The sequence below is a fragment of the Bradyrhizobium sp. INPA03-11B genome (assembly GCF_040446015.1).
Taxonomy (GTDB): domain Bacteria; phylum Pseudomonadota; class Alphaproteobacteria; order Rhizobiales; family Xanthobacteraceae; genus Bradyrhizobium; species Bradyrhizobium macuxiense_A.
Genome location: NZ_JASGSR010000187.1, coordinates 1 through 10,973, shown reverse-complemented (window position 1 = coordinate 10,973; position 10,973 = coordinate 1). Strand labels below are relative to the sequence as shown.

Here is a 10,973-nt window from a genome sequence, read left to right as displayed (position 1 = left end):
GCATCAGGATGATGCCCTTGTGCTCCTTGTCGAGCTTGGTCATCACGTTGTTGATCACCTCGTCGGAGCTCTTGGACTTGAAGTCGTTGGAGTCGACGTCGACCGAGAACATCGCGATGTTGCGCGTGCCGAGATAGGCTGTGGTCGCCGGCGTGTGCGCGAGTGCCGGGAAGCGGAAGAACGGAGCGGGGTTAGCCCCCAGCGCCAGCTTCACCGCGCTAAAGCCCTTCTCGATCTCGTCCTTGGCCTGCTGCTCGGTGATCTTCTTGCTGGCCAGATGTGCGTGCGACCAGGTGTGAGCGCCGATGGTGTGGCCGGCGGCGGCGACCTGGCGGAGGATATCCGGGTGATAGGTGGTGTGCAGGCCGATCGGGAAGAACACCGCCTTGGTGCACTCATCCGCCAGCGCCTTGAGCACGGCGGGCGTGGTCGGCCACGGACCGTCGTCGAAGGTCAGCACGACCTCATGGTCAGTCAGGAAGTCATATTGCTTGTACTGCAGGAAGCCGAAGCCCGGGCCGCCTGTCGTGTCGACCACGACGGTGCGGCTGATGCCGAGCCCATCGGGATTGGCGCATTTGGGCGCGGCCGCGACGGGGGCCGGAGCCGGTGCGGGGGCCGCGGCCGGCGCTGCCGCCTGGGTGGCGTCGGCGCGCTTCGATAGCGCGGCGGTCGTGTCGACATCGTCCCTGGCGGCCTGCCTTGCCGCCGCGGGGAGCGGATCGGCCTGGCTTGCGGCCGTTGTCTGCGGAGGAGCCGCGTCGGCACGCGGTGAGGAGGTCCAGAACCACACGCCGGCGATCACGATCGCCGCTACAACACTGGCCAGCATCAGGCCCAACGCACTACGCATCGCTACACACTCTCTCGGAACTTAAGGATACGCCACAGCCGTAACGAGCCATTAATGCCAACAAGGTCTTAACGCGGTCCCAACAAGGCGGCGGAACGGCAAGAAAAAGCGGGCCTTATCCATGCGTGATGACCGTCACGGTCGGCCAGCTCGCGCCCGTGCAGGATCGGTCCATCAAACAAGGGCCCGCCACTGCGGCGCCGATGGGAGCCGATCATGATCACCATCTTCAGGAGTCAGGATCTTGAGCGTGCAGGGCGCAGAGCCGGCGTCGCGTTGGCCGTTGCGGCCACAATTGCCGTGTTGTCGCCGACCGCGAGCTTTGCCTTCAGTGCCGAAGCGCAGCAGATGTGCTCGGGCGATGCGTTCCGGCTGTGCAGCGCGGAGATCCCGAACATCCCCAGGATCACCGCCTGCATGGTCAAGAATCGCTCCCAGCTCAGCAGCGGCTGCCGCGTCGTGCTGGATCGCGATCTCGCGGCGCAGCGCCGGGCCGCCGCGGAGTGATTTGCGCCGTGGGAACTGGCCGGGTCTGCCGTTTCAAGCTTCTTCGCATCCATGAAACGCTATAGAACCAGCGTTCTATTCCTTAGAGGCTTTGAGAGATGACCCGATTTCTGTTCGCCGTCGTTCCACTGGTTCTGTTGACGTCGGCCGCCCCGGCACAGCAGCAGGGGCGTGATGCCTGCTCGCGCGATGCCTCGCGGTTCTGCCGCGCCCATCTCAGCGAGGGCGATCAGGTCGTGCTGGCCTGCCTGAAGGAGCATCGCAGCCGCCTCAGCAAGGCCTGCCAGCAGACGCTCGCCGAAAACGGGCAGTAACGGCCGGCTACGTGCTGCTGCCCGCCGCGGTCGCGACCACCGGGATCACTTCCTTGGCGGCGCGGTCCGGGGTCTCGTCCTTCCAGCGCACCGAGCCGAACGGACGTTCCAGCATCCGGCGCACGCGGATCGGCTCCGCGCCGATATGGAAGGCGGCCGCCTTCTGGTGCAGCTCGCGCTCGATCTGGGTGGCGCGGTTGCGCTGGCGCAGGAAATCGAGCCAGGTCGGGCAATGATAGCGCTCGGTCCACAATTCGGGATCGGCGATGTCGCGCGCGATCGACCAGCCATAGGCGCCGTTGCGCTGGCGGCTGAGCTGCACGTCCTGCATCACATTATGGAAGGCGCGCGCATTGTCCTGCGCCACCCGGTACTCGATCTCGACCACCAGTGGCCCGCTGCGCCCGGACAGTTGCAGCCGCACCTCGGGATCGGCCAACGTATCGGTCGCGTCCTCGTTCCGCGCGCCGATTGGCGGCATCCTGAGCCAGATGCCGAGCACTGGCGACAGCAGCATCAGGCCGGCTGAGATCAGCAGCGCCATCTCGACGCCGCCGACATCCGTGATGCGGCCCCAGCACCAGCTTCCGATCGCGATGCCGCCGGCGATCGAGGCCTGGAACGCCGCCAGCGAACGGCCCGCGACCCAGCGCGGCGCCGAGAGCTGCACGCCGATATTGAACAGCGCGATCGCCAGCATCCACACCGCGCCGGCCACCACCAGCGCGGCTGCGGTGATGACGGGCTGCTTGCTCACGGCGACGATTGCGATCGCGACGCCCATCAGCAGCGCGCAGGTCCGCACCGCGGCTTCGCCGCTGAGCCGGCTGCGGATCTCGCTGATGTTGAGTGCGCCGATCACCGCGCCCATGCCGAAGGCGCCGAGCATGATGCCGTAGGTCTGCGCGCCGCCATGCAGCAAATCGCGCGCCACCAGCGGCATCAGCGCCGAGACCGAGCCGCCGATGATGCCGGTCACCATGGTGCGGGTCAGCACGATCTTGATCGACGGCGAATTGGTGATGTAGCGCACGCCGGAGACGATGGCGCGGTTCAACCGCTCGCGCGGCAGCCGCGACGGCTCGCTGACGCGATTCCACAGGAACAGCACGACCAGCAGCGGCAGATACAGCACGGCATTGGCGGCGAACGCCGCCACGGCGCCTGCGGAGGCGACCACGATGCCGCCGATCGCCGGACCAAAGCTGCGCGCGATGTTGTAGCTGATGCCGTTCAGCGCGACCGCGGCCGGCAGCGTCTCCGACGGCACCTGCTCGCTGACCGAGGATTGCCAGGCCGGGCCGAACAGCGCCATGCCGCTGCCGACGACGAAGCACAGCGCGAGCAGGATGTTCGGCGTCACCAGATTGAACCAGGCCAGCACGGTCAGCGTGGTGGCGCCGGAGAGCGCGATCATAAGCGACACCAGCGCCACGATGCGTCGGTCATGCATGTCGGCGATGGCGCCGGCCGGCATCGAGATCAGCATCACCGGCAGCATCAGCGCGGTCTGCACCAGCGCGACCTTGTCGGCTTCCGAGCTCATCTGGGTCATCGCCCAGGCGGCGCCGACGCCCTGGATCAGGATGCCGAGATTGGAGAGCAGGCTGGCGAGCCAGATCCGCCTGAAGATTGAATGCCGCAACGGTGCAGTGATACTGTCTGGTCGATCAGGCGGTTCGGTCATATCCGGTTCCGGTTGGCCTGCTATGGTTTGTGAATGATTCCGGCTGCATCAACTGATGCCCGGCAAACGCGTGTCCTGTCCAGCGATTACGGTATGCTTTACGGGCGTAGGACACAGCTAAAGCCCTGAAAGGCTTGGGGAAGGGGACCAATGGCGCTGTCGCGGCGGAGATTTTTTCAAGGGGCCGGCGCCCTGACCCTGCTGGCCGGCCGCCTCGCCGCCCCAGCCTTGGCCCAGTCCGGGCCGGCTGGCGACATCCCGCCGATCCTGTTCGTGCACGGCAATGGCGATCACGCCGCGCTCTGGATGACAACGCTGTGGCGGATGGAGTCCAACGGCGTGCCGCGCGAGCGCATGGCTGCGATCAATTTCATCGATCCCCTGGCGCGCGCCGACGACAAGGTCGAGCAGGCGGGCCGCTCCTCGACCGAGGACCAGCGCCGCGCACTCGCCGAGGCGGTCAAGGAGCTGAAGCAGACGAGCGGCGCCGTGCGCATCGCGCTGGTCGGGAATTCCCGCGGCGGCAATGCGATCCGCAACACCATCAAGAATGGTGGCGGCGGCGATATCAGCCACGCGGTGCTGTGCGGCACGCCCAATCACGGTGTGTATGCGTCCGACGACGGCCTCGGCGCCGAGTTCAACGGGCGCGGACCGTTCCTGCGCGGGCTGAACGATGGCGACAGCGAGGTAACTGTCGGCACGGCATTCCTGACCTTGCGCAGTGACGGCCTCGACAAATATGCGCAAGCCGACGGCCGCTTCATCGGCAAGCCGGGCACGCCAACCAACGTCACGGCGGAAGGCCCGGCGCTGAAGGGCGCGACCAATCTGGTGCTTGGCGCGGTCGATCATCGCGAGACCGCGTATCATCCGCGCGCCTTTCGCGAGATCTACAAATTCATCGCCGGGCACGAGCCGTCGCGGATCGAGATCGTGCCGGAGACAGCGGTGCGGTTGAGCGGCCTCGTCACGGGCACGCCGGGCGGCGTGCCGACCAACCGGCCAGTACCGGGCGCCACGGTCGATATCTATCGTGTGTCGGCGGAGACCGGCGAGCGTATCGGCGGCCCGCTGCACAGCTCGCAGACCGGCGCCGACGGCCGCTGGGGGCCGGCGCAGGTAGATCCGTCCTGGCCGCTCGAATTCGTGCTGACCTCGCCTGATGCGGTGACGACGCACATCTATCGCTCGCCGTTTCCGCGCTCTTCCGAGATCGTGCATTTGCGTGCGGCGCGGCCGATGCTGCCGGCCGATGCCGGTGCAGGCGCCATCGTGCTGATGTCGCGGCCGCGCGGTTATTTCGGCCTGCCGCGCGATATCGTGCTGTTCGACGGCAAGGAGCCGTCCGACGTCAAATCCGGCGTGCCGACGGACGCGGTGACGACGTTGCGGCTCGCCGCCACCGAGGTCGGCCGTCCGGTGGCGGCGATCTTCAACGGGGAGCGCATCGTGATGCGGGCGTGGCCGGCGTCCGAGAACCGGATTGCGGTCGCCGAGCTGACTTATTAGGTCTGGTAGAGGGTTCGCGCGCCTTCATGGCGCCGGGATCGCATGGCCGGATCGGCCAATGCGTGAGGCAGGAAGCGAGGACCATGAGCATAGCCGAAGTCCACGATATCACGGTCACGCGGCGTCCCCTGATCCCGCCGGCTCCGCCGCGCGCGCCCGCCGACATGGGCGCGTTCCAGCGGATGCGGGTGATGCGCAACTCGCCGATCGAGACCTGGGGCCAGCGCGCCTATGAGGACGACATCGTCCAGGGCCGCTTCTTCAACCATTCGAGCTTCATCCTCAACACGCCGGATGCGATCCGCCATGTGCTAGTCGACAATTACGAGAACTACACCCGCACGCCCGCCGGTTTGCGCGTGCTGCGTCCGATGCTGGGCGAGGGACTGCTGATCGCCGAGGGCCGCGCGTGGAAGCATCAGCGCCGCACGCTGGCGCCGGCATTCACGCCGCGCGCGGTGATGACGCTCGTGCCCTACATGATCGCGGCGGTCGACGAGACGATCGCCAAGCTGAAGACCGCGAGCGGCGGCCCGGTCGATCTACGCGAGGTGATGCAGCGCATGACGCTGGAGATCGCCGGCCGCACCATGTTCTCGTTCGGCATGGATCGCTACGGCGCCGCGCTGCGCGACTTTGTGATGGAGTATGGCGATACGCTGGCGCGGCCGCATATGCTGGACCTGCTGTTGCCCCTGAACTGGCCGACCCCGCAGGATTTCCGGCGCGCCCGCTTCCGTAAGCGCTGGACCGCATTCGTCGGCATGCTGATGGCCGAGCGCCGCGCCGCCGGCAAGGACGACAACGCGCCGGCCCGCGACCTGTTCGACCTGATGGGCGCCGCGCGCGATCCTGAAACCGGCCAGGCCTTCACCGATGCCCAACTCGGCGACCAGGTCGCGACCATGATCCTGGCCGGCCATGAGACCACTGCGACCGCGCTGTTCTGGGCGCTCTATCTGCTGGCGCTCGATCCCGAGACCCAGGAACAATTGGCAGCAGAAGTCAGGAGCATGACGACGTCAGGTGCGCTCGACGTCGAGAAGCTGAAGTTCACCCGCGCCGTGATCGATGAAACCATGCGGCTTTATCCGCCGGCATTCCTGATCGCGCGTGCAGCAGGCGGTCCGGACACCATCATGGGCCGTCCGGTCAGGAAGCATGACGTAATCCTGATCGCGCCGTGGCTGTTGCACCGCCATGAAAAGTTGTGGCGCGACCCGAATGCGTTCGTGCCACAGCGCTTCATGACGGGAACGCCGCCCGATCGCTTTGCCTATCTGCCGTTCGGCGTCGGCGCGCGGGTCTGCATCGGCGCGCATTTTGCGCTGGTCGAGGCGACGCTCGCGCTCGCGAAGATCGTCGGCGCGTTCCGCGCCGCGCTGGCGGACAAGGATCCGGTGATTCCGATCGGCGTGGTGACGACACAGCCGAACCGCTCTCCGGTGTTCACGATCAAGCCGCGCTGACCTTGCACGGCGGTGTCCCAACGCTCACTTAAGGCCTCACCATGAGCGATACGCAGGCCCACTTCGCAGTCCTCAGGCAGACGACCGATCCGGCCGTCGTCGATGCCATGCAGCAGTTGATCGCGGACGGGCATGATCGCGAGCTCAACCGCATCAACGTTCTGGATTTCTCGCGCCGCACCGGGCTCGAAGAGGAGAAAGTGATCTCCGGCTTCCTGCATGCCTCGCGGCTCGGTCTGTTCGACATGAGCTGGAACGTGCTGTGTCCGGGCTGCGGCGGCGTGCTCGATGCGCATACGACGCTGAAGTCGCTGCGCCATGACGACTATAATTGTGCGCTGTGCGCGTGCGGCTACGAGGCCTCTGTTGATGAACTGGTCGAGGTCGCCTTCACCGTCAGCCCGCGGGTCCGCCACATTGCCGCGCACGATCCGAATACGCTGCCGATCTGGGAATATTTCCGCCAGATGTTCTGGAGCTCCGGCATCGAGTTCGACGAGAGTTCGGTGTCGACCCTGATCAACGAGGTGACGCTGGAGGGGCTCGAGCTGCCGCCCGGCGAAAAGGCGATCCTGTCGCTCAATCTGCCCAATGAGTTCATCATCGTGTTCGAGCCGGTGACGCATTCGGCGCACTTCTTTGCCGTCGAGGGCGAGCCGACCACCGATCGTCAGCAGTTCTCGATCGCGTTCAACAAGTCGCATGCGCCGACCGGCACCTCGACGATGCGGCCGGGGCCGCTGCGGCTTTCGCTGGAAAATCATGCCGACGTTCGGGTGCTGCCATCGGTGTGGATCGCCGGCGATCCGCTGCACAAATTGCTCGGCAAGCGCAAGCCGATCCTCACTGCAAAGCGGATGCTGTCGAACCAGACCTTCCGCGACGTGTTCAAGGCCGACAATCTCACCGTCGACCAGCGGCTGAAGATCACCGCGCTGACTTTCCTGTTCACCGATCTCAAGGGCTCGACCGCGCTCTATGAGCGGGTCGGCGATCTCGCCGCGTTCGATCTGGTGCGCGCGCATTTCCACGCGCTGCTCGAGATCATTGCCTCCGAGCGCGGCGCCGTCGTGAAGACGATTGGCGATGCCGTGATGGCAACCTTCATCCGGCCCGAGCACGCATTGTCGGCGGGCTTGCGCATGCGGGCCGCGATGAAAGAGCTCAACACCGAGCGCGGCAAGGAGGATCTGGTCGTCAAGATCGGCATCCATGAGGGGCCGTGCCTCGCGGTGACGCTGAACGAGCGGCAGGATTATTTCGGCCAGACCGTGAATATCGCAGCCAGGGTGCAGAGCCTGTCGACGTCGCAGGAAATCCATCTGACCCAGCCGGTGATGGAATCGGCGGAGGTTGCAGGCATCCTCGATCGCGCGGCGATCAAGCCGATCCAGAAGGAAGCTGCGCTGCGCGGCATTGCCGACAAGCTCGTGGTGTACGAGATACCGTAGTCATATTGCAGATATGTAATGCTTGCCGAAACGTAATGCCGCGGCGGGAACCCGCGCGGATTGCGCCGGTTCTGTTTCCACGCCATATAGATTTTGGAGCATGATCCGGAAAAGTGTGTAGCGGTTTTCCGGACAGATCATGCTCTGAACAAAGACTTCTTCATTCGACAGAGAGAGCAATGCTCGACGGACTCCGCCAATTCATTGCCGATATCGTTTCCCCCGATGCAAAGGCCGACCGCGCTTTCGATGATGGCGACTATCGCCTGGCGGCCACCGCGCTGCTGGTGCATGTCGTCTCGCTGGACGGCGAGCCGACGCCCGCCGAGACGCGCAAGCTGCACAGCCTGATCGAGAGCCGCTTCCAGCTCGATCCCGGCACCGCCGACAAGTTGATAGCGTCCGCAATGCGCGTTGAAGGCGAGGCGGTGGATCTCTATCACTTTACCAGTGTGATCATGCGCTCGGTGAATGAGGAGGGACGGCTGCGCATCGTCGAGATGATGTGGGAGCTGGTCTATGCCGACGGCCAGGTCAGCGAGTTCGAGGACAATGTGGTCTGGCGCGCTGCCGATCTGCTCGGCATTTCCTCGCGCGACCGTATCGACCTCAAGCACCGGGTCGCCGAGAAGCAGGCGGAGCTGCCGAAGGGCCCTTGGGGCACGGCCGACGCGGCAATCTGACACGGTCGGCCGCGCAAGCGGGAGCATCGTCGCCGGCACCACGGATGACGAAACTTTAATGTCCGCCGCGATTGGGGGCGATCCGACTGAAAATTGGTCGTTTCGTCCCGAAACCGGCGCCCCGGCCGCTGTCCACAACCCCATACACGTCTTGCGTCCCACCGCATGCCTATGCTCTCGTCGCCTTGTTGGGGACCTCACTAGAATTTGCAGTAAGAGTTTGAAACGTGACTGAGCGTGTGACGCTGATAACCGGGGCATCGGCGGGCATAGGCACCGAACTGGCGCGCGTGTTTGCATCGAATGGTCACCGCCTGGCGCTGGTGGCGCGGCGCGCCGACCGCCTGAAGGCGCTCGCCGACGAGCTTGGGGCCAAGGGCGGCGCGGCCCCGATCGTGATCCCTTGTGACCTCCAGCAGAGCGATGCGGGCGACCGGATCGCGCAAGCGCTGACCGAGGCCGGGGTCGAGGTCGAATATCTCGTCAACAATGCCGGCTTCGGCCTGTTCGGCCTCGCCATCGAGCGCGACCGTGCCGAGCAGCTCAACATCATCAACGTCAACATCCGCGCGCTGACCGACCTGACGCTGCGTTTTGCCGATCAGTTGATCCGCAACCGCGGCGGCATCCTCAATCTCGGCTCGATCGCCGGCTTCCTGCCCGGCCCCGGCATGGCGGTGTATTACGCCAGCAAGGCCTATGTGCTGTCGTTCTCCGAGGCGATGCGCTGTGAGCTGGCGCCGAAGGGCGTGCGCGTCACCGTGGTTTGCCCGGGTCCCGTGCCTTCCGAGTTCCAGGACCGCGCCGGCTTCGCGCCTGGCTTCGATTCTGCGATCCTCAACGTCGCGCCTGATGAGGTCGCGCGCCAGGCCTATCGCGGCCTGATGGCCAACAAGCGCGCCGTACTGCCGGGCGCCTTCATCAAGGTCGTGCCGTTCCTGCTCCGGTTGTTTCCGCGCTCCTTCATCCTGACGGCGGTCGGCGGTTTCCAGCTCCGCAAGCGCTAGCCGCTGCTCGCTTCTCCCCGAAACGCGCCCATTGATCGTCGTTAGGGCTGTTTCTGGCCCGCGATTTGCTTCGCACGTCTGTGCGCAAACTCACACGATGTTAACGACCACTTAGCTATGATCGCACCTTACGTGCCGAATCCTTAAGCAGAGGCCAAACCTTCAAGCAGAGGCAATGTCGTTCCGGTCTGACCAAACCCGTGTCGTGGTGCCCTTCGCAAACCGAAGGCCGGCCGCGGTCACGCCGGTAGATCAGATCCTGGATCAGGTTTCGCGGCGGCCGGTGCTGGTCGTGCTGCATCAGGAGACCTCGACTCCCGGCCGGATCGGCAATGCCCTGCGTGCGCTGGGCTACCCTCTCGACATCCGCCGTCCGCGCTTCGGCGACGCGCTGCCCGCAACGCTCGACGCGCATGCCGGCGCGGTGATCTGCGGCGGCCCGATGAGCGCCAATGATCCCGACGATTACGTGCGGCGTGAGATCGACTGGATCGCAATTCCCTTGCGCGAGCAGCGTCCGTTCCTGGGCATCTGCCTCGGTGCACAGATGCTGGCGCGGCAACTCGGCGCGCGCGTCGCGCCGCATCCGCAAGGCCGTGTCGAGGTTGGTTATTACCCGGTCAGGCCGACGGCGCCGGGGCGCGTGCTGTGTCCGGACTGGCCGGCGCGTGTCTATCACTGGCATGGCGAGGGATTTCAACTGCCCGACGGCGCGGACCTGCTCGCAGCGGGCGATGATTTTCCGGTGCAGGCGTTCCAGTTCGGCAATGCCTTCGGCCTGCAATTCCATCCCGACGTGACCTACGCGATGATGCATCGCTGGACCGCGCGCGGTTGCGTGCGGATGGACTCGCCGGGTGCGCAACCGCGTCATCAGCACTTTGCTGAGCGCGCCGTACACGATGCCGCCGAGCGTGCCTGGCTGAAGCATTTCATCGACGGCTGGATCGCGCGTGAGCCGCAGCCGGTACTGCTACAGGCCGCCGAATAGCCGCGTGGCGGAATTTCGCGCCGCCTTTTCATTCTGATGGATGTGCTACTGTCGGCTGCCGCGCGCGGCTTACGTCGCCGCGCTGATCAACAACAACAAGGCACAGGGAGATCGCCGTGAGCTACCAGCACATCCTCTATGAGGTCAGCGACCGGATCGCGACCATCACGCTCAACCGCCCCGACCGCATGAATGCGTGGACTGCGGTCATGGAGCGCGACGTGCGCCACGCGATGGAGGCTGCATCGAACGACGACGATGTTCGCGTCATCGTCCTGACCGGCGCGGGCCGCGGCTTCTGCGCCGGCGCTGACATGGAAGCGCTGAAGGGGATCGATCCCAACGAGGTCCGGCGCGGCGAGAGCATTCCATTCGACATGAACCGCCGCGCCGACTGGCAGACGCGCTACGCCTATTACCCTGCCATCAAGAAGCCCGTGATCGCGATGCTCAACGGCGCCACGGCCGGCATCGGCCTGGTCCACGCGCTGTATTGCGA

The 10,973-nt window shown here is 65.5% G+C and carries 11 protein-coding genes; 9 read left to right on the top strand and 2 right to left on the bottom strand.

What is annotated here, in order from left to right; all coding sequences use genetic code 11:
- Positions 1-853 (bottom strand): polysaccharide deacetylase family protein (locus tag QMZ05_RS38610; protein ID WP_353705527.1); only part of this gene is annotated, 853 nt, incomplete at its 3' end.
- Positions 854-1,069: 216 nt separating this feature from the next.
- Between QMZ05_RS38610 and QMZ05_RS38605 the strand changes: the two genes are divergently transcribed.
- Both QMZ05_RS38605 and QMZ05_RS38600 read left to right on the top strand, forming a co-directional pair.
- Positions 1,070-1,360: a hypothetical protein gene (locus QMZ05_RS38605; protein WP_353705526.1), complete on the top strand. Its 291-nt coding sequence runs from the start codon at positions 1,070-1,072 to the stop codon at positions 1,358-1,360.
- 98 nt (positions 1,361-1,458) lie between these two features.
- The gene (locus tag QMZ05_RS38600) at positions 1,459-1,674 is read left to right on the top strand and encodes a cysteine rich repeat-containing protein (protein ID WP_353705525.1); all 216 of its coding nucleotides are present in this window, start codon (positions 1,459-1,461) and stop codon (positions 1,672-1,674) included.
- A 7-nt stretch (positions 1,675-1,681) separates the two neighbouring features.
- On the opposite strand, the gene QMZ05_RS38595 is transcribed toward QMZ05_RS38600, so the two are convergent.
- Positions 1,682-3,361, bottom strand: coding sequence for an MFS transporter (locus QMZ05_RS38595; RefSeq protein WP_353705524.1), 1,680 nt, complete (start codon positions 3,359-3,361; stop codon positions 1,682-1,684).
- A gap of 150 nt (positions 3,362-3,511) precedes the next feature.
- On the opposite strand from QMZ05_RS38595, the gene QMZ05_RS38590 reads away from it, so the two are divergent.
- The 7 genes from QMZ05_RS38590 to QMZ05_RS38560 form a co-directional block, all read left to right on the top strand.
- Positions 3,512-4,873 (top strand): hydrolase, encoded by a 1,362-nt coding sequence (locus QMZ05_RS38590; RefSeq protein WP_353705523.1) that lies wholly within the window; start codon positions 3,512-3,514, stop codon positions 4,871-4,873.
- 83 nt (positions 4,874-4,956) lie between these two features.
- The gene (locus QMZ05_RS38585) at positions 4,957-6,342 is read left to right on the top strand and encodes a cytochrome P450 (protein ID WP_353705522.1); all 1,386 of its coding nucleotides are present in this window, start codon (positions 4,957-4,959) and stop codon (positions 6,340-6,342) included.
- Between the two features lie 41 nt (positions 6,343-6,383).
- Positions 6,384-7,793 (top strand): adenylate/guanylate cyclase domain-containing protein, encoded by a 1,410-nt coding sequence (locus QMZ05_RS38580; RefSeq protein ID WP_353705521.1) that lies wholly within the window; start codon positions 6,384-6,386, stop codon positions 7,791-7,793.
- Between the two features lie 179 nt (positions 7,794-7,972).
- On the top strand, positions 7,973-8,476 hold the full coding sequence (locus tag QMZ05_RS38575; RefSeq protein WP_050426121.1) for a TerB family tellurite resistance protein: 504 nt from the start codon (positions 7,973-7,975) through the stop codon (positions 8,474-8,476).
- Positions 8,477-8,703: 227 nt separating this feature from the next.
- Positions 8,704-9,483 carry an SDR family oxidoreductase gene (locus QMZ05_RS38570; RefSeq protein WP_353705520.1) on the top strand — a complete coding sequence of 260 codons (780 nt, stop codon included), beginning with the start codon at positions 8,704-8,706 and terminating at the stop codon, positions 9,481-9,483.
- 175 nt (positions 9,484-9,658) lie between these two features.
- Positions 9,659-10,474, top strand: coding sequence for a glutamine amidotransferase (locus QMZ05_RS38565; protein WP_353705519.1), 816 nt, complete (start codon positions 9,659-9,661; stop codon positions 10,472-10,474).
- 116 nt (positions 10,475-10,590) lie between these two features.
- Positions 10,591-10,973 (top strand): enoyl-CoA hydratase-related protein (locus QMZ05_RS38560; protein ID WP_353705518.1); only part of this gene is annotated, 383 nt, incomplete at its 3' end.

Bases quoted from the DNA above. Each gene is read 5' to 3' on its own strand.
- QMZ05_RS38605 (WP_353705526.1), top strand. From the start codon at position 1,070: ATGATCACCATCTTCAGGAGTCAGGATCTTGAGCGTGCAGGGCGCAGA.
- QMZ05_RS38600 (WP_353705525.1), top strand. From the start codon at position 1,459: ATGACCCGATTTCTGTTCGCCGTCGTTCCACTGGTTCTGTTGACGTCG.
- QMZ05_RS38595 (WP_353705524.1), bottom strand. From the start codon at position 3,361: ATGACCGAACCGCCTGATCGACCAGACAGTATCACTGCACCGTTGCGG.
- QMZ05_RS38590 (WP_353705523.1), top strand. From the start codon at position 3,512: ATGGCGCTGTCGCGGCGGAGATTTTTTCAAGGGGCCGGCGCCCTGACC.
- QMZ05_RS38585 (WP_353705522.1), top strand. From the start codon at position 4,957: ATGAGCATAGCCGAAGTCCACGATATCACGGTCACGCGGCGTCCCCTG.
- QMZ05_RS38580 (WP_353705521.1), top strand. From the start codon at position 6,384: ATGAGCGATACGCAGGCCCACTTCGCAGTCCTCAGGCAGACGACCGAT.
- QMZ05_RS38575 (WP_050426121.1), top strand. From the start codon at position 7,973: ATGCTCGACGGACTCCGCCAATTCATTGCCGATATCGTTTCCCCCGAT.
- QMZ05_RS38565 (WP_353705519.1), top strand. From the start codon at position 9,659: ATGTCGTTCCGGTCTGACCAAACCCGTGTCGTGGTGCCCTTCGCAAAC.